We start from the raw sequence: 20,625 nt of genomic DNA, 5'->3' as shown, positions 1-20,625 counted from the left end.
GACCTCAGCGCATCGATCAGGCGGCGGCCAACGACTTGCGCCGCGCGCGGATCGCCGCGCCCAAGCCGCCAAAGCCGACCAGCATCATGGCCCAGGCGGCGGGCTCGGGAACGCCGGCGGCGGGCGAGACGGACTCGACCGTCGCGAAGAACACCGAGCTTGAATCCGCCAGGGCATAGCCGCTGGCGTAGACCGTCTCGTTGCCGCTGAAGTTGCCGCAGGAGAAGCCGGGCTGCGAGCAGACCACCAGCGACGCCTTGGCTGGGTCGGAAGCGTTCGGGATGTCGAAGAACACGATCGGGTCGTTGGTGAATCCCGTCAGCTCGTTGGCGCCGAGTTCCGTACCGCCGACGGCGATCGTCGTGTCCCCCGTCGGGGATGAGGCGGCGAACACCGAGAACCCGATGGGCGAGTCCGAGGCCAATCCCGGAGACGTGTTGAACGTGAAGCCGGTCGTCTGATTGCTCACGCTCACCAGGGGGTCGAACGTCACCGTGAACGATCCGGTCACGGTAGGGATCGGCGCCGGGGCATTGTTGATGATGTCGACAAAGTTGCTCAGGGTGAAGTCATAGGTTTCGGTCACCGTGGCGGCCTTGGCTCCAGACGCCAGCGCCATTACGGCGACCGAAGCCAGCGCCATATTCTTTATAAATGATCTCTTCATCGTGAAAACTCCTGCTTGTTACACGATTGATCTGTAACGCCGTGGTGGGCGTCATGTTTTCCGGCCGACCGAAGCTGATTGGACGGCAGCGCGTTAATCAATCTAGATCACGAAGCCGGATCGTCAAGATGGATCACCTAATAGGAGAAATATTTCAAAGTCTTAGGACGGTCTTAGGACCCCTATATCGACGTCCTAAGCAGTATATTCTGGCCACTATAAAATAACGACGTGACGGTACGCTCACGGAAATTCCGCTCCACCCCGGATCTGAACGAGGAAGGCGCAGTTCTTGCGCGCCGCCGGTGATGGGGACGGCGTGCGATGAGGGGACTAAAGCCGCCGCCCGCCGCCAGCTTGGCGCAGCTCGCTCCGCTTCGGACCTTCAGCGGAGGTCGGGCTTTGGGGTGCAAACGTCCGCCGTCCGATGACGGAACGCCGCTGTCGCAGACTGGGAGGCTCAAACGCAAAGCGACCTGTCGCCTTTGATTACCGTACGGATGCCGTGGGAATCCAGTCCACTGTGGCGTGGGGCGCTATCGTGGCGGGCCCTGTCGCCGCCCTTAGCCTTGTCCGTCGTCCTGGTGCCCTTGGCCGCCGGCTTTAGGCTGGACCTGGCCGGGCCGTGGCCGGCGTCGACGGGCCGGATCGATCGCCTCACGCCGGTCCTCGGCGCCTGGATGATTGTGGTCCAAGTCCTGTCCGCCGGGCTCGGCGGCTCCCTGGCCGGCCGTCTTCGGACCAAGTGGACAAACGTCCATGGGCACGAGGTGCACTTCAGGGACACGGCGCTCGCCCTTCTGGCATGGGCCGCCACGGCGCCTGCGGACGCCGCGGTCTGGCGCGCTGGAACGGTGCGGCGGTCTTGCGATGCCGGTCCTCTTGTTGGGGGGTTCCAAGAGCCAGCCATATCTAACTCGGGCGCTTGACGCTCTGGAGCAGGCGCTGCCACAGGCATGCCGCATCCGATAAAGGGCGCCGGACATTCCGCTGCGGCGGACCATGGCGCTCCGGAGCGCGTGGCGGCCGCGCTGACGGGATATTTCCTCGCCTAAGCTTTTCTCAGGTCCTTCGGCGCACACGGGTCGAACGGCCGCTGCGCGCGGACCCCGAGCGCAGCGGCCGCCAGCCTTAGGCCTCTAGGGTGAACACCACCTCGTATAGGCCTGGGTGCGCCTCACCGAGCGCCTTGTTGCGCGCGATGAATCCCTCCGCATCGAGCTTGGCGAAGACGCGCCGCATTGGGTTTCGCGCACGAGCTCAGGAGGTGGCGCACGAACGGCTCGGCGACCTGTCGCGCGCCGAAGCGGAACGGCGGGTCTGGCGGGAGACGCGGGCCGACCGCTTCACGCGCTTCGACCGGCGGCTGCTGGACGGCGCCGACGAAGATCGATTGGTTGACGATGGTCTGGGCGCGACCGGCGCCTGGGCGGCGCTTTCCCGTGGACGCCTGCGGCATCTGGAGACGCTTGGATTGGCGAGGCGGGAAGGTCACCGCTACCGGCTGGACGCCGATCTGGAGACGCGCCTTCGCATGCTTCAGCTACGGCAGGACATCATCCGCACGCTGCACCAACGACGGCTGGAAGCCGGCCGGGTGGTCAGGGAGGTCGGAACCGAACGCGTCCATGGTCGGGTCGTTAGGCGCGGCGCGCACGACGAACTCGGCAGCGTATCTTGGGTGATCGTACTGGATCGCGCTGGGACGGAGCACTATGCGAGGCTAGGTTTCGGGCAGACATCGCCCGAGCTTGGCCGCACGGTGGACTTGATGCCGGGCCCCCGGGGCGCTCGAGTTCTGGAAACTGGCCGTGGTGGAGAACGCGGCCGTGAGTCTCCGTCGTGACAGACGCTGAGATGTGCGTCGGTACCAAACCGCCAAAGGCTTAGACGCGCCAGGAGCGGTCGCTGCCCCCGCTCCTGGCGCCATTGTCACCAGAGTGGCATTGCGTTCAAGTAGCGCTTGTTGCCTGCGGCAGCCGTCCGGACAGCCTCCCGCAATACGAAGGTGAGGTCGACGTGGCGTTCCCTTGACCGTGTCTCGGTCCGCCTTACCCTGTACCCGGCGAGACGGCGGAGGTGCGTCCTTTCTCTCTCCGGCTTCTTGAAGCCCACCCGCTCAAAGCCGACCTGCCCCGACACTCGCCAGGGACCGAACCCCTTGCTGACCAGTAGCGGAAGCTCGATCGCGACGCGTCCTTCGCCAGCCGCCGCCCACCTGTGGGAAAGGTCAGGTTGGGTTCGAAGGCCACCGCGGGCCTGCCGTCGGCTTCCGTGAGCGCCAGATATTTGACCGCCACCTCGGTGTCGCCGAACCCGGATGCGTGCTGATCGCCATGGCGCGTCTCTGCGAACCGCGGGACGAGGGTCAGCTCCCATGCCGATGCCAGCGGTACGGCCAAGTCGAAGCCGAGGGTGCTGAAGCCGGCGTCGTGACGCGCGGCGACGCTGACGAAGGTGGCAAGCTCCAGCGCGTCGGCGATATCGGTGTCGGTGGCGACAAAGGGCGGCGCCTCCGCGCAGGCCGGCGCGGCGGCGATCGCGCCGCAAGTCATTGCGGCCGCGAAAGCGAAGCGTTGAACCGTCGCTCAGGCGGCCTCGGCCTGGCCAAGTTCGCGTGGGGTGCGCACCGAGAGCAGTGCATCGTAGAGCTGTGCGACATTGATCGGCTTGGCCAAGTGCGCGTCCATGCCGGCGGCCAGATATTCGGCGACCTGGTGCTTCATGACGTTGGCCGAGAGGGCGACGATGGGCGTGCGCCCAGCGCCAGTCTCGGCCTCGCGCCGGCGGATCTCCTGCGTCGCGGCCACCCCGTCCATCTCGGGCATCTGGACGTCCATCAGGATCAGATCGAACGGCGCCTGCGCCCAGGCCTCGACCGCCAGTCGGCCGTTTTCGACGACCACCGGCTGCACGCCTAGGGAATGCAGCACGGTCTTCAGGACCAACTGATTGGTGGCGTTGTCCTCCGCGGCCAGGACCCGCAGTCCCTCCAGACTGGTCCCCGGGACTTGATCCTCCGCGGCCGTTGGGGCCGGCAGGGCGAAGACCGGACCTAGCCAGGGCAGTGGCAGCCGAACCTGGAATACCGCGCCTTCGCCCAGCTGGCTCTCGACGGCGATCGAGCCGCCCATCAGCTCGACGATCTGCTTGCAGATGGTGAGGCCCAGTCCCGTGCCGCCGAAGCGCCGGGTCATGGTGTTATCGGCTTGTACGAACTTGTCGAACAGCGTGGCCAAGGCCTCGGGCGCGATGCCGACCCCGGTGTCGCGGATCGTGAGCGTGAGGTCCTTGCCGGACACCGACGGGGTGCTGTCGATCGCGACCCGCACCTCGCCTTCGCTGGTGAACTTCAAGGCGTTGGAGATCAGGTTGTAGAGCACCTGGCGCACCCGCACGGAGTCGCCGCGCCACAAGCCCGCTGCCGCCTCGTCGATGGTCATGGAGAACGAAACGCCGCTGGCGTTGGCCATTGAGGTGAAGGTCGCGTACGCGCCTTGGGCGACCTCCCCTATGTCGAATGGCGCGGCCTCGAGTTCCATCCGGCCGGCCTCGATCTTCGAGAGGTCCAGGAGGTCGTTGAGCACCGACAGCAGTGTCGCGCCGGACTTCTGGATGACGTCGAGCTGTTCGGCCTGGGCCGTATTCAACTCCGAAGCCGCCAGGATCTGGGCCATACCCAAGACGCCGTTGAGCGGCGTGCGGATCTCGTGGCTCATATTGGCAAGGAATTGCGACTTTACGAGATTGGCCTCCTGAGCCGCGTCGCGGGCTCCGGTAAGGTCGCTCATCGTCCGCTGCAGTTCGCCGTCGTAGGCCTGGAGTTCGCCGAGCAGGGCGTTGAAGCCGCGGCTCAACTGACCGATCTCGTCGCTCGACCTCGGTCGCACCCGCACCGAGAAATCCTTGGTGCGGCCGATCCGGTCGATGGCCTCGCCGAGCTCGCTCAAGGGCCCCAACATGCCGCGCACAACCACCCGCGCAGCGAGTCCGGCCAGCGTTGCGCTGAACAGCGCCAGGCCGAGCGCCATAACGACGTTGCGCCCAAGCGAGCGCTCGATGTCGGCTTCGCTGACGACCATGACCAGCTCGCCCACCCCATGGCCGTCTAGGCTCGTGGGTAGATGAATCTCAAGGCCGCGCGCGCCGAAGGCCGACCGGGCGTCGCCGCTCGGCTTGAGGCTGAAGGGTCGGTGTCCCGGACGGGTTAGATCCAGGCGCTGCCCGCTCACGGACACGTAGCTGGCGGCCAGGGCCTGGCCGTCGTTCTCGAAGATCGCTTCAACCCTGGCCGCGGCGTGGCTGTCGTGGCGTTCGACGGCAAGGCTTGCCGCCGCCGCAAGGCCGCGCGCGGTCCCCAGCTCCTCCCGCACGAGATCGCCCCGGTCCGCCGACCAGTCCTGCCATTGGAAGAGGGCGAAGGTCAGCGCGAGCGCCCCGACCGTCGCAATGACGCACAGCGTAATGAGCTTTATAGAAAGCGTATAACTTTGCCGTAAAAGCCGATTCCGAAGCTTATGAAAGTAAGATATCGCGGAAGTTCGCGATATGATCGCCGTTTTCATAACTATGAGCCCGATATAGGTCTGACGTGTCGGGTCTCATTACGATGTGTACTTGGATGAATTCCATTAACATCGCTCATAGGTAATAATACCTAGATGTATAGATGGTGTGAGCTAAAGCTGCGGGTTCAGGCGCTCCGAGCGGCGATGCGTCACGCGGATGCCGCCTTACCTGGGATGAGCCGGCTTCGGGGAGGCATGGCTACGGCTGCTCGGCCCAGATCGGATACCAATGTTCGAATTCATCAACCACCGCTTTGGGTCGATCTCGCCCGTTGGCTCGGCATCGGAAACTCGCCGTTGGCAGACTCATCTCGACCGCGCTGAACCGGACGTTCCCAACGGGAGAGATGAGTCACGGCCGGTCGTTCGGCTGCGTCTCAATGCGCCAGTAACGGACATCCAGCCTTCTTCGCAAATACGACATTCGCGGCGCTCGATGGATGACCCAGCGTCATGCCAAAGTAGCGGCCTCAGGGAAATTGAGTTCGACCGTCACCCCGTCGGGGTCGACCAGGAAAACTTGCCGTATGCCCAGGACCGGAACGGCCCGCTCTGTGAAGCCCACGCCCAGCGCATTGAGGCGCGCGCGGCAGGCCGACCAGTCGTCCGCGAAGAAGGCGATGTGATCCAACGCGCCGGTCGGGCCGACGCAGGATTTGTTGCGGCGGCCGAGGTAGGCATCGAGCGCGCCGGCGTCTCCATCGCCGATCAAATGGACGCATCCTTGCGCCGCATGCGCCTCGTCCCGCGCCAGATAGAGCCATACGCCTGGAAACCCGAACGGCGGTCGTGGCCCTACGGCAAGGCCGAGCGCCTCGGTGTAGAAAGCTGTGGAGACCGCAAGATCGGTCGCCCGGACAGAATAGTGGGCGAGCCGGATCAGCACTTTCGCAGTCCCTAAGCCGACCGGCGTTGCAGCAAGGCTGTGAAATTGTCGGCCTCTAGGGCCTTGAACGCCGCGGCCGCGGCCTCGCCGGATAGGTCCAAATCCGGATCGAGCCCGTCGCCCAGCCGCTCGAGCTGTATGTTGTTCCAGCCGAGCAGATGGAAGAGGCCGATGTTGGCCTCCGGCGTCAGCGCCTTGTCGACCTCGCCGGACAGGATCTTCCGGGGCGCCTCAGGGTCGGCGATCATCGGCCGGCCAAGGCCCACCACGTCGAGCTCGCCGTTGTCGAGCGCCTCGACCATGCCGGCCACCGTGCGGAAGCCGCCGGTGACCATCACCGGCATCTGGGCCGCCGCCTTCACGGCGCCAGCGAACTCCACGAAGTAGGCTTCGCGCTTGCGGGTGCTCTCCGGCAACCGGTCCTCGCCCTCGTCCTTCAGCGAGGCGCCGACCTGCTTGGGCTGCTCCAGCGATCCGCCGGACAGTTCCAGCAGGTCGAGGCTCGACCCGTTCAGCATGCCGACCAGCGCAACGCATTCCGCATTGGTGAAGGCGCCCTTCTGGAAATCGGAGGTGTTCAGCTTGATCGACATCGGGAACGCTGGCCCGACTGCGGCGCGAACGGCGGCCAGGGTCTCCAACAGGAACCGCGCGCGGTTCTCCAGCGATCCGCCCCATCGGTCGGTCCGGGTGTTGGAGTGCGAACTGAGGAACTGCGAAATCAGATAGCCGTGGGCCGCGTGCAGCTGCACGCCGGTGAAGCCGGCCGCTTTGACGGTCTTGGCGGTGAAGGCGAATTGCGCGATGGCGGCCTGGATCTGCGCCTCGGTCATCGCTGTGGGCGGGGCGAAGTCGAAGCCGACGCCGCGCACGACGTCGATCTCCACCGCCGACGCCGACAGCGGCGCGGCGTTGATCTTGGCGTCCACCTGCCGGCCGGTGTGGCTGATCTGCGCCCAGAAGTGCATGCCGCCGGACGTTCCCGCCGCCGCCATCCGCGCCAGGGCTTCAAACCCGCTGTCGTCGCTCACGACTACATTCAGCGGCCGCTCAAGATGCGCTGGGTCCACCTGGATATTCCCGGATAGCAGCATGCCCGCCCCGGACTGAGCCCAACGGCGGTAGAGGGCCTCTAGCCGGGGCGTCGCATGGCCGGCTGGGTCAGAATAACCCTCGCTCATCGCCGCCTTGGCGATGCGGTTGGCGAGCACGGCGCCGCAAGGCAGTCTCAGCGGCGCGGCCAGGATTGTCGGTGTCATGAAATGTCCGATCGAGAACGGGAGACGGTTCGCGATCCTCGCACTCTCGTCGAAACAGCGAGAACGTGGCCAATCCCGAACTCACTCTTTCGATTTGGCGCATAATGCTCGATGACCTCGACGAGATGCGGACGTTCCAGCGGATCCTGGCGCTGGGCAGTTTGTCGGCCGCGGCGCGAGACCTCGGCGTGAGCCTAGCCGTGGTAAGCAAGCGTCTGGCGACCCTGGAACGGCGGGTCGGGCAGCGCCTGATCCACCGCACGACACGGAGCCTCTCGTCCACAGACGAGGGGACCGCCCTCTTGCCGCGGATCGAACGCGTGCTGGAGGCGCTTGACGCTGCCGAGGACTGGATTGCGGAAGGTCGCGACGAGCCCGTCGGCACACTTCGGGTCAGCGCCCCAATCTCGTTGGGACGCCTGCACGTGGCGCCGGTGCTGGGGGCCATGATGGCCGCGCACCCTCGGTTCGAAACCGAGCTGCGGCTGGGCGACGGCCTCATCGATCTGATGGAGGCTCGCATCGACGTCGCGGTCCGCATCGGCCCCGCCCAGGACAGCAGCTACGTAATGCGCAAGCTGGCCGACAGCCACCGCGTGCTGGTCGCTTCGCCGGACTACCTCGACCGGCGCGGACGGCCGAAGACACCAGACGACCTCGCGGAGCATGACGGGCTGAGGTCGATCGGTTGGACCGGACCCTGGCGCCTCTCAAACGCGAGCGGAACACTCGTCGACATCCATCCGACGTGCCGCCTGCGCAGCGACAACGGCGAAGTGGTCCATGACTGGGGCCTTCAGGGCCGCGGGATCATGCTGAAGTCATCTATCGACGTTTCGACCGACTTGAAGCTCGGTCGGCTGGAACGGGTGCTGCCGGATTGGCGCAGTCCCGCCGCGCCGATCTACGCCCTGATCCCGTCCGCGGAGCACGTGGCCCGGAAAACCCGACTTTTTCTCACCGCGCTGAGTGATGCGCTGAAGAGCAGCTAGCTGTCCTCGTCATCGTCGCCCACGTCGAGGTGGACGCTGAACGGGTTGCTCCATAGGCGATCGTCGAAGTGCCCTTCCTTCTCGGCACGGCTGAGGACACCGCTGAGTAGATTGAGGGTCTTGTTGACGGTTTGAGGCGCCCGCAGTTCGCCGGGTGGGTTGCTCGCCAGCAGTTCCGGGAGCGGTTTGGACTTCTGTTCCGCGCTGAGATGCTTCGGAAGCTTGGCGAGCGCGTCACGAAAGGCTCGCGCGTGCGGCTTTCCGATTTGACCGATCGGAAGATCGCCGTGCAGCTCCCGGAACAGGCGCTGTGCTGTACGTGCCTCCATCAGGGTCCGCGGCGCCGGCTTGCCGAGTCTCCGCCAATCCTCGAACGCCTCACTTAGGAGCGGGCCGCCTTCATCGGTCAGCGGGCTGGGACTGACAGTGTGGCCCGGTTTCGGTTGCGGTGGCGCCGGCGCCACCGCGACGACGGTGTCGATGGGAAGATCCGAATAGTCTCGGGTCCGCCAGCGATGCTCCGCTTCCAGCACCTCGATCCAGGCGCAGCGCAGCAGATCGCTCAGGATGGCGCGCGCGGGATGATCCGGTCCAAGCAGCAGACCGCGGCTCTGCGTGAGCTCCTGGATCACGGCGTCGAGGAATGACTGTTCGCCAGTGAGCCGGGCCATGAACGCCTCCGGCTCCTCGTTCTTGGGCTTCTGACCGCAATTCCGAGCAGCCCGCATTCGTGGAGGAACTCGGACCACCCCGGCATGACGGGACGAACCAGGACGAACTGCGCTCGCCGGCTTCGCTCGCTGCGCTTCCAATCTGCCACAAGCGCCGTGAGATATTCGAGGCTCAGGTCGGACGTATAGGCGGGCGCTTCGTCGCGCTCTGCATCGAATTGGGCCTGGGCCTGTTGGAACAGCCGCTCCACCCTAGCGGCGACATCGAGGCATCGAACTCGCGCCTCGCGTTCGACCTTCGTGTCGAGGTGTTCTCGCCAGACCGTCCCGCGATCCGGAAAATAAGGCCGAAGATGCGCTGGGATGCCTCGGCGAAACCGATAGGCCCCTGTCTTCGAAATCCGCTCCAGACCGCTCATGCGCCGACCCACTTTGCACACCCGTTTTGCACGGCAAAGGGTTCAGAAAGGCTTGTCAGCGTTGAACTTCCTGAAACCGCTCGGGTTTTCGGAAGAATGGCGCGCCCGGAACGATTCGAACGTCCGACCCTCAGATTCGTAGTTCCTGCAGCGGGATCCAGAGGCTCTTCGCCAAACTACGCTAGAGCACGATAAGTATCTGTATTTGCTTTTCTTTCTCGTACGTGGTAGGGTTTCTTCGTGTCCCGCCCCACAAACCCGGTTGGCACAAACACCGTCCTAATACCGTCCTAGAATTCCGGCGTGCCATGCCTGATCTTAAGAAGACCCTCACCGACAAAGTCGTCCTTCAGCTGCCGCTGAGCACGGACGGACAATACATCGTTCGCGACACCGAGCTGCCCGGCTTCTTCGTTCGAGTGGGTGCGCGCACCAAGACCTTCACCGTGCAGGCGGACTTCCGCACTGACGGGAAGCGGGTCACGAAGAAAATCTCCATCGGCTCGTCGGAGGACATGACGACACGCGAGGCGCGGGTCGCCGCGCGGGCCGCCTTGGTGAAGATTCTCCAGGGTGAGTTCAAGGAGCCGCCGAAGGTGGAGGTGAAGCCCTCGTCGGAGATCACCCTCCGCGAGGCCTGGGTCCGCTACAAGGTCGCGCACCTTGAACGGAAGCGGCGCAGCCCAGCCACGATCGCGGGCTACACCGACCATGTTGAGCGTCTCCTCGCGGACTGGCTTGACCGGCCGCTGCGGGAGCTCGGTGAGGAACCCAGCCTGGTCGCCAAGCGCCATGATGACCTCACGGTCAGCTCCGGACCATATGGCGCCAACGGCTCCATGCGGACGCTGCGCGCGATCTACAATCACGCCCGTCGGAGCGTCCGCGGGCTGCCGCCCGAGAACCCGGTCACGGCGGTGGACTGGAACGAGGAGTTGCGCCGGGACGTCGCGATGGGGTCCGCCGACATCGCCGGCTGGATGACCCAGGCGGGCCGCTTGCGCAATGCGATCCGACGCGAATTCCACCTTTTCACTCTGCTCTCCGGCAGTCGACCGACGGCCCTGAAGACCGCCCGGGTCCCGGACCTGGACCTCAGCGGCCGGATTCTGCGGATCACCAAGCCCAAGGGCGGCGAGAAGAAGGCCTTCGACATCCCGCTGTCGCGGGCGATGATCTGCTGCCTGATCCGGGCGATGCGGGTGAGCCGCATGCTGCACGCCGAGGCTGCGGAGACCTGGATCTTCGCTGCAGACAGCGAAGAAGGGCACATCGTCGAGCAGAAGGAGGACCGGGACAACGTCCTCGCGAAGTGGGGCAATGACCTGCGCCACACCTATAGGACGCTCGGGCAAGCGGCCGGTCTCTCGGGCGTCGATATGCACCTCCTGATGAACCACAGCCTGAAGGGCGAGAACGTCAACGAGGGTTACATCACCCGATCGAAGCTGTTGGACGATCACCTGCGCTCGGCGCAACAGCGCCTCTCGGATCACGTCATCGCCGCCGGCACGGCGCCGCCGAAGGATGGCTCGCCTCGAGAGCGCGCCTGGCCGTTGCTGCCGTCACGGAAGATCGGAGACGAGCGTCTTGATCCGACGCCGCCGGACCCGCGCCTGGGCGTGCCCATGGGACCGCGGACGCAAAAGCCTCGATCGGCGGAAGCCGCCTAGCGCGCACAGGTTCACCTGTTCACCTGTTTGCGCAGCATCAAGTTCATCGCATTTTGGTCGCAGGCAGCCCGCTCGCTGACAAGGCTTCTCCTTTAGCCTGAAGCGTACAGGCTCACAGGTGGACGTGCGGACTTCGTTGATCGCGCTCGCTGTGCGGCGACCGCCGGGGTCGACGACCACCGACGCGCGGAGAGGGTTCCGGAATTTCAGAGCAAGTGTGCTGGATCGCGCCAATCGAGACCTAGGGTCCAAGTCACGAGCAGCTGTTAACCACTCCCACCCTACGATTCGCGGACCGATTTTAGTCAGACGCCCGCGGATCAAAATGTTGCTAATACAAGAGGATGCGCGAGGAGATAAGCCGGGGCTCAAATACAATCGTTTGCGCGATGCACCGGTATCAGCCGCTTGGTCTGAACCGGAAGCGCGTGAAGACAAGATCCACCAGATCCATCTCTACCCCGCGCGCTTCCCCGCCTTCATTGTCGAGCGAGCCTTGGAATATGCGGCCGCTCGCGGAGTCGAGGTCACGCGTGTCGGGGATGTCTTCTGTGGCAGTGGAACGGTCACGCAAGTGGCCGGCGCCCGAAATCTCGAATTCTGGGGCTGCGACATCAATCCAGTGGCCACCCTGATCGCTCGGGTGAAAAGCGCCCGCGGCGAGCCTGAACGCTTCAACGAGCTTGCCGCCGACATCTCGGCCAACTTCGACCGAGCCTCGTCCGTCCCGGACCTGTCCCCCGATGCGGTTTCGCGTCTGGCGCCTTGGTACCGGCCTGATCAGTTCGGCGACCTCGCCAAGCTCCGCAATGCGATAGGTGCGAAAGTCCCGGCAAGCGACCCCTCTCGAGCTGCGTTCGATTGCGCCTTCTCGGCCATTGTGAAACCCGCCTCGCAGTGGCGCAAACGGTCGGTGAAGCCCGCGATGGATGCGCGAAAGGCGCCGACAGCCGTCCTCCAAGCGTTCGTGCGACAGTGCGATTTTATGTCCGACGCTTGGGCGGCCATGCCCAACCGGCCAGCGCCATCGGCCGAGATTCTCGACGGCGATGTGAACACGATCGAGCGGCCGAACTTCCCCATCGATCTGATTATCACCAGCCCACCCTACGCCACATCGTACGAGTACGCTGACGTCCATCAGTTGTCGGCGCTATGGCTGGGTTACGCAGATGATCATCGTCGCCTGCGCGCGGGCGTCATCGGCACAAGCACCCGGCGCACCGATCTCGGTCGCGCGCTACGTCATCTCAACTCAATCGGCATGCAGGTGGTGTTCAGTCTTTTCGAGAAGGACCGCGCCCTGGCAGAGGCCATGGCGACCTATTTCCTCGACATGCAAAAGGCCGTTGGACGTTGCCACGAGTTCCTCAGGCCCGGTGGAATCTGCGTCTTTGTTGTCGGAAATACGCAACTCAACGGTGTGCGGATCGACAACGCCAACCATATGGTGGAAAGCTTGCTGGCGGCGGGGTTCACTGACATCCGCGTCGTGAAACGGTCAGTCACGAACAAACCCAATACCCCCTACCGGCATCCCAATGGGAGGCTCTCTTCTCAGCCGACGGGGATGCACATCTACGCGGAAGAATTCGTCCTGATGGCTGAGCGCCGATGACCAAGACGCCTCTCAAGTTCAAGCCGTACGCGCGGTTGCTGACGATGCTGGGCGATCAGCTGATCCGCAACGAACAGGTGGCTTTGTCCGAGCTCATCAAGAACGCCTACGATGCGGATGCGACGTGGGTGAAGGTGACGTTCGAAGACTTCGACGAGGATTTTCGCGCGGGACCGTCGGCCAAGATCATCGTCGAGGACGACGGTCACGGCATGACGACCGACGTCATCGAAAATCACTGGGTCAACCCAGCGACCCCGATGAAGCTCCTGGCCAAGAATGAGGACAAACGCAGGACAGCGCGTGGGAGGATCATTCAGGGGGAGAAGGGCATCGGCCGCTTCGCCCTTCTGAAGCTGGGCAGGGACGTGAAAATGATCACGCGGCCGGCCGGCATCCCTTCTGAAAATGTCCTCGATCTCAAGCTTGCGCAGTACGACGCCGATTTCCTCAAGGGCGACAAAGCCATGTTCCTCGACGAGCTCGACCTTGAGCTCGAGGAGGTCACGCCTGCGAAGGTGATCACCGCCGGTGAGATCGACCTTGCAGGGAAGAAGACGACACGGTCGCCGCACGGGACCCGGATCGAGATCTCGCCGCCAGTCGGCAAGTGGACACGCGGAAAGGTCGAAAAGGTCTTTGAGGACCTCAGCCGCCTCCAGTCCATTTTCGGTGACGGCCTGGCCGACCAGGGCGCATCAGAACAACAGACCGCCAGTGACCCGGAACCTGAGACGGCGCCGTCGCCCATCGGCGACGAGTTTGCCGTCTACATCTACCGCGGTGACACCTACGAGCCCCTCGGGTCGGACTTACGCGAAAAGCTTGATGTCCTTCTAGCCGACCATTCTGTCTTCAAAATTCACGGGCGGTTCGACGAAGACGTCGCCGCGTTTAAATTTGAAGTGGATGGTCAAGAGAAGACGCTCGCCCTGGCCGATCCAGATATCACTGGTCTCGCCGTATTCCGCGATTATCTGAAGCGTCGTGACCTTTTGCCGGCGGAGGCTGAGAATCTCCGTCCGGAGTGTGGATCATTTGGTTTCACGTTCTACGTCTTCGACTTCAGCGCCGACGCCAAAGGTCGGCTTATGCTGGATAAAGACGATAAGGATCTGATCAAAAAGCATCGGATCTATCTTTATCGCGACGGAATCCGCGTCTTCCCCTACGGCGATCCAGACGACGATTGGTTGCTCATCGACGTCCGTCGCGGGACGGTTCGCGCCAGCGAGTTCCTGAGCAACGACCAGGTCGTCGGCTTCGTGAATATCTCCCAAGCCGAGAACCCGAACCTTCGCGACAAGACCAGTCGCGAAGGGCTCGTCGACAGCGGCCTCGCAGTCGACGATTTGCGGTCGTTGCTTCAAGCCCTTCTCGCCTGGGTTCGGAAGACGCCGTACGAGCAATACCGCCAGCGGCTGAAGCAAACGTCAGATGTGGAGGTATTCAAGTCCAACAAGGTGCAGACCTTGATGGACGAAGCCGTCACGGCCGCCGCCGCGGAAAATACGCCTCCCAAGGTGCGTGAGACGCTCAACGAAGCGAACCGCCAGTACAAGGCGGAGCGGCGCTATTTGGTGCAGCGGGCGGAGAACACCGAACACCTGGCCGGCGTCGGTCTCTCGGTCGAAGCGGCCTCGCATGACCTCATGCTTGCGATGCAGCGCGTGATGGCCGCCATCGACAAGTTGGTGTCGCTCTGTGCGAACGATGCGAAGATCGAGAAGGAAGCGCTCTCAGCCGAGCTCGTCTCGATGCGAGGACTGTTGAGCTTTGTGCAGTCGCAGATGAGCGATATGCAAATGCTCTTCAGGTCAACCAAGCAGCGTCGGAAAGACGTTCGGGTCATAGATCTCGTCGAGAAGGTCACGAAGATCTTCAAGAGCCTCCTCGATCGTCACTCCATCGAAGTGAGCGTTGAGACCATTGGGTCGCCCCTCGTCGCGAAGACGACGGACGCGGTTCTGCTCCAGCTCCTTCTCAATCTCTTTGACAACGCCGCCTACTGGCTTGCCGCCGCGCCGCAGCCGAGGACGATCGAAATCCTGCTCGATGGGGATCAGGGGACCATGACATTCGCCGACAGCGGGCCTGGTTTTCGGGAGGAGGACCTTGCCTATGTCTTTGAACCCTTCTTCTCGGGGAAGGGCGAAGATGGCCGAGGCCTCGGGCTCTACATCGCGCGCCAGCTTCTCGAACGTCATGAATACACAATCGACATCGCACGCAGCGATCAGCGCATACTCAAGGGGGCCAACCTTGTCGTCTCCTTTGTGAAGGAGCGGGCATAACCATGGTGCTTCCGAATCTCTTCAAGGGTATCGCCGTCGTCATCGACAACGGCGTGGGCCAAGAGGACGCCATCGATAGGATTCTCGGCAACATTCGTGCTGGCGGGGGCCATCACATCACCCTCGGGGCGCTGCCCGCCGACGACTATGACCTCGAGCACTTTTCTCGAGTCTCGTTCTTCATCATGGACTGGAACCTGGTGAACGCTGACGGCGAGCCATTAGAGGCTGGCGTGCGGCTCCCAGCCGCACTGAGCGAGGCGAAGATCCAAGAGAACATCGCCTTCTTGAAGCGCCTCAGTAAGAGTCGCCACGCGCCGGTTTTCATCTTCACCAATGAAGACCCGGGGCAGGTGCTTGAAGAACTATCCAAGGACGCGGAACTTCAGCACAGCGTGGAGCAGTCCCGTATATTGGTTAAGAGCAAATCAGAGGTCATCGATAAACTCTACGATGTGCTCGAAGAGTGGGCGGCGGCCACGCCATCGGTCCTCACCCTGAAGACTTGGGAACGCACCTTCGTTCAAGCGGCCAACGACCTCTTCATCGACCTGCACGATCGCGCGCCCTATTGGCCTGTCCTCCTGTGGCAGACGTTCGGAGCCGATGGGGTGCCCCCGGAAGCCGAGATGAACCGGCTCCTCAATCGGCTCGTTGAATCAAGGATGGCGCCGACAAATCTCAATCTGGACTCGTTCATCGGAAAAGTCGAAGAACAGCGGAAACAGAACGAAGCGGTCTACCTAACTTCCATGCATAAAGTCTTGGAAGGCGAGAGGTTTTTGCGGGAAGACCGCCTTACCAAAGACATCTACGCGCCCGGCGATGTCTTTGCATTCCCCGTGGAGCCCGGAAAGACGACCTATTGGATCAATGTCCGTGCAGAGTGCGACTGCCTTCGAGGCGGCGATGGCCTCGAACTGTACCTGTTGCAGGCGAAAATCGTCGAAGATGCTGAGAAGCAAATCAGTCCAGACTTCGGCACCTTTAACGAAAAGGACGGCGAAGTAATCATCTTCGCGATGATGGATGGTCGGACTTTCTCAGTTCGCTTCAAAGACATGAAAGTGAAGACCCTGAAGCAAATGGTGGCCGGGAAATACGAGCGAGTTGGTCGCCTGCTCCCTCCCTTCATGACGCGAGTGCAGCAACGCTATGCGGCCTACATCCAACGGCCGGGAATGCCGCGGATCCCAGAAGCACTGTACAAAACCGCATAGTACCTTCCCCTGCGGGGACCGCGCTGGGTTGCGACGGGGAGGGTCACTCAGTGGCCCAAGTAGGCCACGCTACACCTGCGGCCCCCGTTTTCCGCCCGAGGTAAGGCCTTAGGCGACCCATCTGAGAACGGTCTCTTCGCGCATACGCTTTGAAAGCGAGCTGCCCTCGGCTGTCGGAAGATATCGGCTCTGATTGGGGAGGTCTCGAACGGTCTCGTCGTCGTAGGTCAGGCCTTCAATCTCCAGCGCCTTGGAGACGCCCGCCGAGTTCTTGATGAAGACCCCTTTCAGGCAGGAGTTTCCGACGACCAGGGTGGTGGTGCCGCCCGGTTTAAGGACCCGCCGGATTTCACCCACCATTTCAAGAACGTCCGCCACATAGCGGTCGACCATCGCGTGATGGCGGCGCGGCAGGCTCGTCAAATCCCCGAGCGCGGCCTTCACCTCATCGTGGATCGCCTTGCCTTCATCGGGCGCACGTTCCGCGCCGATGCTGGTCGAACGGATGTGCCGAAGATCGCTGAGCTTGTGCCCCAGCCAGACCAGGGACAGCCGGTGCCCCCGCATGTAGTCGATCGCGTTCAGATACGGGGGTGACGTCAGAACGGCATCCGCCGAGCCGCTGTCGAGCTTGAGGTCGCGTGCGTCTCCGAGACCGACGATCGCGCCGGCGGTCGGTGGCACAGCCAGGAGACGAGACCTCACGATCTTGAGCGAACGTTCCAGCCCCAGGTGGACGCAGTAATCGGAGGACGTCACGACACGGTGCGGCCGGCTGTGCGACGTGTCGCGAGCCAAGCTCGCGCACTGTTCCTTCGTCACGATGATCCGGCTCAGCGCAATTCGAATGACATCAAGCGCCGCCGCGTCTGCTGCGTCAGCTGTATCTGACAACGTGGCGATTGCCCCCGCCCAGCACCGCAGCGCGTTGGCCTGGGGCTCGCCGAACCAGTAGCTGATGAAGGTTTTTGTTTCTTCGTCCTCGTCGATCCACGGGAGCGCCACATCACAGGGTTTCGCCGCGAGGGCGAGGGTCTTGGCGCGATCATAGATCGCCCCGACACGTGCGTCTTCGACAGGCGTTGTCCAGGTGCGTGACATGAGCACGGCAAGGGGGTCGAGGTCGAAACCAATGGCCTTGCGGCCCAGGTCTGCCGCTTGGCGGATCACCGTTCCGGAGCCCATCATCGGGTCGACGACGACGCCGCCTTCCGGAACGAAGCCGAGCGCCTGCAGCGCCAGTTCCGGCGCCATTCGCGCCGGAAACGGATGAATCGTCGCGGCCATCTCTACCCATCCCCCGAACCGACTTCAGCATCAACGTCAGCGTGCAGGTTGTCGAGTTGCTTTCGGAGATCGTGTCCGCTCGCAGGTCTCAGCCCGAGGCTCTGGGACGCGGCGCCGTCGAGCGGACTTGCCCGTGCGCCAAGCGATCAGGACGGTGAGCAATGGCGCCATCGCTGTGCCGAACTGCAGCGCGGCGGTCGCGAGGTCGATTAGGGCTCTGGGCGGGGGAGGCATGTCGGCTCCGGTTCGAAGACGACACTCTTACTAATCGGTTCGGCAGGTCTGTCCACAAGGGGCGTCAGAGAAAACAGGCGGGGTCCTGACTCTAAATCGCGTTAGGGCCCTCAGCGACGATCCTAGGGACATTTCTCCGCGAATCTCACGTGCGTGCGATTGCTTTACATTGTAAAGGCTTAGGGTCTTCGCGCTGGAGGGGCCCTAGACGGGCGAAAAATCTGGAAATCGCCGCTTGGGCCTCCTTGGCCCGCTGATGGATAGGACGTTTCGGGTGGTTTGAGGGTCCTTGCCGACCACATCCGCCGCGCTCCGACGGCCCAGAGCGGACCTCAGGCGCTCCCGACGCAACTCGAAATTTCCCCGGGACTTGGTCCCTCCTCGCGCTCACAAATTTCCCGTGCCCCTGCGGTGCGTCGGCCCGCGCCCACGGTCCTGGTGCCTGGCCTCGGAGCCGCATCGGGCGGCTCCCTGTCAGGAGCCTCAACATGTCGAACGACTCCCAAGATCGCGAACACCGGGCGGCCGTGATCGCCCATCTCAATGATCGTCTGCGGCTCGCGCCCGGCCCCGGCTGGATGATCACCGCCGCATTGCAAGCCAAAGGGTCTGTATTCGTCCGCCAGGCCGTGATGGCGGTCGGCAGCTTCACCGACTTTCCCGAGGGCGATGACCCCTATGGCGAGCGTGACTTCGGAGCGTTCGACCTGGCCCGCGAACGGCTCATCTGGAAGATCGACTACTACGACCGGCATCTGCGGGACGCCTCGCCCGATCCCGCGGATCCGGGGGTCACGCGGCGCATCCTGACGCTGATGCTGGCGTCGGATTATTAGCCCTGGGACCGCCGGCGTTGGACTTGAGCCTCAGGTCTGGCGCCGGCGACCACCGCTATCGAAGGTCCTTCGATTCAGGATCTCGCGGACGTCGTCCGCGTCCGCTACGTTGATGCCGATCAACTGGGCGTTCGCGAAGGTTGCGGGTTCGCCCGTCCAGCTGTCGATGACGCTGTAGCCTTGTGGGTCCGGCGTCACCACGAAGCGCCCTCGCAGCCGCAAACCCTCGCGCTCGACCTCCCGGTAGGCCGCATCGTGGGCCGGATCATCGCGCCAGCTCGAGAACTGGCGGAGATCGTCGGTCGTGATGGCGTGGCCGAGCCGTGCAAACCAGGCCAGGGCTTCCGCCTTGGGATCGCGAACCTTGCGCATCCCTCCATGCTCCGGCTGGCGGCGGGTTGAGGTCAAGCCCGCTTTGGCGGGCAGAACGATGACGCCTTTCGCAACGCTGTCGTGACCACGTGGCCACGCTTTCACGCATCGACCGGTGGACATGTGGACCGGTCCACGGACCGCCGATTTCTAGCCGAACCTGCGAAATCCTACGACCGGTTGGCTCCGCCCCTCGCGGGACCGGCGGACCTCGTTCACATGGCCGGCGCGGCGCAGGTCGAGGTGACCGAACATGGCGGTGATGCCGGTGACGATCACCGCGATGATCGCCAGGCCCCGGACCACATTGTTCGTGAGCAATCCGATCACGTTCTGGATGACGGAGCCGACGTTGAGGCCGGTTGAGGTGGTGGTCTGCGCCAACGCTGGCGAGGCGGCGACGGCGACGATCGCAACGCCGAGCACGAAGCGGCGCGCGACACGCGCGGAGGGACGAAGGATCATGGGGCGGCTCCTGACGTGGTCGCTGGGGTGGTGACGAAGGCCGCCGGGCCGAGGTCGCCAAAGGCGTCCCAGGCGGGTGGCGTTGGGGTCGAAGGGCGTGAAGAGGTGCGAGGGCCGCCGGCGCCGCTGGCAGCGGCGACCACGCGCGCCACGTAGCCGTTACGGAATCCGCGGGAGACGTCGCCGGTATTGTAGAGCGAGAGGGCCGTCCTCAGCGCCGCCTGCGGGTCGACGGCCGGGACGTGGGCCACGCCATAGTCTTCGGCGAGGATCTGCGCGCCGGCGGCGAGGTTGCGGCACGGCTCGAAGGCGTCGTCGATGCTCAGGCCCAGACGGGCCAGGTTGGCGCTGTTGATCTGGGTCAGGCCGAGATCGAGGTTGCCGCCAGCCCCGATGAGGCGCCGCGCGACGGCCGCCGCCTCGGCGGGTGAGGCCGGGGGCGACGTCACAGGCGCGCCGCGATTCACGCCAATGGCGTTGGGGTTAAGGCCGCTCTCAGCGCGCGCGACCGCGAGCAGGGTCTCGGGCGCGACAGCCGGCGCGCACCGCAGCGCCAGCGCCAGAACGGCGGCGGGGTCGAGGCTCATCGGGCGGGTCCAGGGGAGTGCGGGAACATGCCCAGCACTGTGGCAAACCCGGCGTTCGCGCCACGAGACGTAAGCTTACGGGGTCCGACTGACCTTACCGCAGCTCCACCACAAACCGAATATCTGGAATTCGCAAGATGATGCGGGTTTTCCGCAAGCAGGTTGCGGAAACTGCACCACCTCTTACCAAACGAACGCGCGACTGCCCTTGGCGGGAACTATGTCACGACGAATATATTCTTGGGTTTCGATTGCCGCCGGCGATCTGAAGTGACGATGGGCCGGCGACGCGTTGGGATCGAAAACCATGCAAAGCCCCGGCTCCACGGACCAAACCGGCGTTTCGGCCAAGACCTCCCTCGTCAGACTCAGCCGCCGCCAGACCGAATGCCTGTACTGGGTCCAGGAGGGAAAGAGCGCGGCGGATATTGGCCTCATCCTTGGCCTCTCACCGCGCACCGTCGAGGAGTACCTCGCCAAGGCCTGCGAAAAGCTCGGGGTCCGAACGCGGATTCAAGCGGTCATTCGCGCGCACCGCCTCGGTCTGCTGGCCGAAGAGCCCTGAGGCGACTCCGAC

Annotated in this window: 19 protein-coding genes; 8 read left to right on the top strand and 11 right to left on the bottom strand. The window is 63.9% G+C overall.

Features of this window, described 5'->3' with window-relative positions:
* Positions 1-16: 16 nt before the first annotated feature.
* The gene (locus E8A49_RS14505; RefSeq protein ID WP_293382562.1) at positions 17-643 is read right to left on the bottom strand and encodes a PEPxxWA-CTERM sorting domain-containing protein; all 627 of its coding nucleotides are present in this window, start codon (positions 641-643) and stop codon (positions 17-19) included.
* A gap of 1,291 nt (positions 644-1,934) precedes the next feature.
* Here E8A49_RS14505 and E8A49_RS14500 point away from each other — a divergent pair.
* Complete coding sequence (locus E8A49_RS14500; protein WP_293382559.1) at positions 1,935-2,513, top strand: DUF3363 domain-containing protein; 579 nt, start codon at positions 1,935-1,937, stop codon at positions 2,511-2,513.
* 205 nt (positions 2,514-2,718) lie between these two features.
* Here the strand turns inward: E8A49_RS14500 and E8A49_RS14495 are convergent, their stop codons facing one another.
* The 4 genes from E8A49_RS14495 to E8A49_RS14480 form a co-directional block, all read right to left on the bottom strand.
* Positions 2,719-3,222: a transporter gene (locus E8A49_RS14495; protein WP_293382556.1), complete on the bottom strand. Its 504-nt coding sequence runs from the start codon at positions 3,220-3,222 to the stop codon at positions 2,719-2,721.
* A 33-nt stretch (positions 3,223-3,255) separates the two neighbouring features.
* Complete coding sequence (locus E8A49_RS14490; protein WP_293382553.1) at positions 3,256-5,232, bottom strand: ATP-binding protein; 1,977 nt, start codon at positions 5,230-5,232, stop codon at positions 3,256-3,258.
* Between the two features lie 454 nt (positions 5,233-5,686).
* Complete coding sequence (locus E8A49_RS14485) at positions 5,687-6,121, bottom strand: VOC family protein (RefSeq protein WP_293382550.1); 435 nt, start codon at positions 6,119-6,121, stop codon at positions 5,687-5,689.
* Between the two features lie 11 nt (positions 6,122-6,132).
* Positions 6,133-7,380, bottom strand: a complete 1,248-nt coding sequence (locus E8A49_RS14480) for an NADH:flavin oxidoreductase/NADH oxidase family protein (protein WP_293382547.1) — start codon at positions 7,378-7,380, stop codon at positions 6,133-6,135.
* Positions 7,381-7,484: 104 nt separating this feature from the next.
* On the opposite strand from E8A49_RS14480, the gene E8A49_RS14475 reads away from it, so the two are divergent.
* Positions 7,485-8,372: a LysR family transcriptional regulator gene (locus E8A49_RS14475; RefSeq protein WP_293382544.1), complete on the top strand. Its 888-nt coding sequence runs from the start codon at positions 7,485-7,487 to the stop codon at positions 8,370-8,372.
* Here the strand turns inward: E8A49_RS14475 and E8A49_RS14470 are convergent.
* Together E8A49_RS14470 and E8A49_RS23205 are read right to left on the bottom strand one after the other, a co-directional pair.
* Positions 8,369-9,043 (bottom strand): hypothetical protein, encoded by a 675-nt coding sequence (locus E8A49_RS14470; RefSeq protein WP_293382541.1) that lies wholly within the window; start codon positions 9,041-9,043, stop codon positions 8,369-8,371. The two genes, E8A49_RS14475 and E8A49_RS14470, sit on opposite strands and share 4 nt — an antisense overlap.
* The gene (locus tag E8A49_RS23205) at positions 9,001-9,462 is read right to left on the bottom strand and encodes a DUF6538 domain-containing protein (RefSeq protein WP_366928828.1); all 462 of its coding nucleotides are present in this window, start codon (positions 9,460-9,462) and stop codon (positions 9,001-9,003) included. Before E8A49_RS23205 ends, E8A49_RS14470 begins: the two co-directional genes overlap by 43 nt.
* Positions 9,463-9,686: 224 nt before the next feature.
* Between E8A49_RS23205 and E8A49_RS14465 the strand changes: the two genes are divergently transcribed.
* The 4 genes from E8A49_RS14465 to E8A49_RS14450 all read left to right on the top strand — a co-directional run bounded on the left by E8A49_RS14465 (position 9,687) and on the right by E8A49_RS14450 (position 16,267).
* Positions 9,687-11,135 carry an integrase arm-type DNA-binding domain-containing protein gene (locus tag E8A49_RS14465; protein WP_293382538.1) on the top strand — a complete coding sequence of 483 codons (1,449 nt, stop codon included), beginning with the start codon at positions 9,687-9,689 and terminating at the stop codon, positions 11,133-11,135.
* Between the two features lie 382 nt (positions 11,136-11,517).
* Positions 11,518-12,753, top strand: a complete 1,236-nt coding sequence (locus E8A49_RS14460) for a class I SAM-dependent methyltransferase (protein ID WP_293382535.1) — start codon at positions 11,518-11,520, stop codon at positions 12,751-12,753.
* A complete protein-coding gene (locus E8A49_RS14455) occupies positions 12,750-15,047 on the top strand; it encodes a sensor histidine kinase (RefSeq protein ID WP_293382532.1) in 2,298 nt (765 codons plus the stop codon). The genes E8A49_RS14460 and E8A49_RS14455 overlap by 4 nt, the downstream gene beginning before the upstream one ends.
* A gap of 2 nt (positions 15,048-15,049) precedes the next feature.
* On the top strand, positions 15,050-16,267 hold the full coding sequence (locus E8A49_RS14450) for a hypothetical protein (protein WP_293382529.1): 1,218 nt from the start codon (positions 15,050-15,052) through the stop codon (positions 16,265-16,267).
* A gap of 108 nt (positions 16,268-16,375) precedes the next feature.
* Here E8A49_RS14450 and E8A49_RS14445 read toward each other — a convergent pair whose 3' ends face one another.
* Complete coding sequence (locus E8A49_RS14445; protein ID WP_293382526.1) at positions 16,376-17,554, bottom strand: DNA methyltransferase; 1,179 nt, start codon at positions 17,552-17,554, stop codon at positions 16,376-16,378.
* 722 nt (positions 17,555-18,276) lie between these two features.
* Between E8A49_RS14445 and E8A49_RS14440 the strand changes: the two genes are divergently transcribed.
* Positions 18,277-18,624, top strand: coding sequence for a DUF3768 domain-containing protein (locus tag E8A49_RS14440; protein ID WP_293382523.1), 348 nt, complete (start codon positions 18,277-18,279; stop codon positions 18,622-18,624).
* Between the two features lie 30 nt (positions 18,625-18,654).
* On the opposite strand, the gene E8A49_RS14435 is transcribed toward E8A49_RS14440, so the two are convergent.
* The 3 genes from E8A49_RS14435 to E8A49_RS14425 form a co-directional block, all read right to left on the bottom strand.
* The gene (locus tag E8A49_RS14435) at positions 18,655-18,996 is read right to left on the bottom strand and encodes a FecR/PupR family sigma factor regulator (RefSeq protein WP_293382520.1); all 342 of its coding nucleotides are present in this window, start codon (positions 18,994-18,996) and stop codon (positions 18,655-18,657) included.
* Between the two features lie 150 nt (positions 18,997-19,146).
* Positions 19,147-19,461, bottom strand: a complete 315-nt coding sequence (locus E8A49_RS14430) for a TrbC/VirB2 family protein (RefSeq protein ID WP_293382517.1) — start codon at positions 19,459-19,461, stop codon at positions 19,147-19,149.
* A complete protein-coding gene (locus E8A49_RS14425; RefSeq protein ID WP_293382514.1) occupies positions 19,458-20,048 on the bottom strand; it encodes a lytic transglycosylase domain-containing protein in 591 nt (196 codons plus the stop codon). The genes E8A49_RS14430 and E8A49_RS14425 overlap by 4 nt, the downstream gene beginning before the upstream one ends.
* 307 nt (positions 20,049-20,355) lie before the next feature.
* On the opposite strand from E8A49_RS14425, the gene E8A49_RS14420 reads away from it, so the two are divergent.
* Complete coding sequence (locus E8A49_RS14420; RefSeq protein ID WP_293382511.1) at positions 20,356-20,613, top strand: helix-turn-helix transcriptional regulator; 258 nt, start codon at positions 20,356-20,358, stop codon at positions 20,611-20,613.
* Positions 20,614-20,625 lie beyond the last annotated feature (12 nt).

It is taken from the genome of Phenylobacterium sp. (assembly GCF_004799515.1).
Taxonomy (GTDB): domain Bacteria; phylum Pseudomonadota; class Alphaproteobacteria; order Caulobacterales; family Caulobacteraceae; genus Phenylobacterium.
This window is presented reverse-complemented; position numbering and strand designations above follow the sequence as displayed.

Bases quoted from the DNA above. Each gene is read 5' to 3' on its own strand.
- E8A49_RS14455 (WP_293382532.1), top strand. From the start codon at position 12,750: ATGACCAAGACGCCTCTCAAGTTCAAGCCGTACGCGCGGTTGCTGACG.
- E8A49_RS14430 (WP_293382517.1), bottom strand. From the start codon at position 19,461: ATGATCCTTCGTCCCTCCGCGCGTGTCGCGCGCCGCTTCGTGCTCGGC.
- E8A49_RS14450 (WP_293382529.1), top strand. From the start codon at position 15,050: ATGGTGCTTCCGAATCTCTTCAAGGGTATCGCCGTCGTCATCGACAAC.
- E8A49_RS14490 (WP_293382553.1), bottom strand. From the start codon at position 5,232: ATGAAAACGGCGATCATATCGCGAACTTCCGCGATATCTTACTTTCAT.
- E8A49_RS14495 (WP_293382556.1), bottom strand. From the start codon at position 3,222: ATGACTTGCGGCGCGATCGCCGCCGCGCCGGCCTGCGCGGAGGCGCCG.
- E8A49_RS14440 (WP_293382523.1), top strand. From the start codon at position 18,277: ATGTCGAACGACTCCCAAGATCGCGAACACCGGGCGGCCGTGATCGCC.
- E8A49_RS14475 (WP_293382544.1), top strand. From the start codon at position 7,485: ATGCTCGATGACCTCGACGAGATGCGGACGTTCCAGCGGATCCTGGCG.
- E8A49_RS14420 (WP_293382511.1), top strand. From the start codon at position 20,356: ATGCAAAGCCCCGGCTCCACGGACCAAACCGGCGTTTCGGCCAAGACC.
- E8A49_RS14425 (WP_293382514.1), bottom strand. From the start codon at position 20,048: ATGAGCCTCGACCCCGCCGCCGTTCTGGCGCTGGCGCTGCGGTGCGCG.
- E8A49_RS14470 (WP_293382541.1), bottom strand. From the start codon at position 9,043: ATGGCCCGGCTCACTGGCGAACAGTCATTCCTCGACGCCGTGATCCAG.
- E8A49_RS14435 (WP_293382520.1), bottom strand. From the start codon at position 18,996: ATGCGCAAGGTTCGCGATCCCAAGGCGGAAGCCCTGGCCTGGTTTGCA.
- E8A49_RS14480 (WP_293382547.1), bottom strand. From the start codon at position 7,380: ATGACACCGACAATCCTGGCCGCGCCGCTGAGACTGCCTTGCGGCGCC.
- E8A49_RS14505 (WP_293382562.1), bottom strand. From the start codon at position 643: ATGGCGCTGGCTTCGGTCGCCGTAATGGCGCTGGCGTCTGGAGCCAAG.
- E8A49_RS14445 (WP_293382526.1), bottom strand. From the start codon at position 17,554: ATGGCCGCGACGATTCATCCGTTTCCGGCGCGAATGGCGCCGGAACTG.
- E8A49_RS23205 (WP_366928828.1), bottom strand. From the start codon at position 9,462: ATGAGCGGTCTGGAGCGGATTTCGAAGACAGGGGCCTATCGGTTTCGC.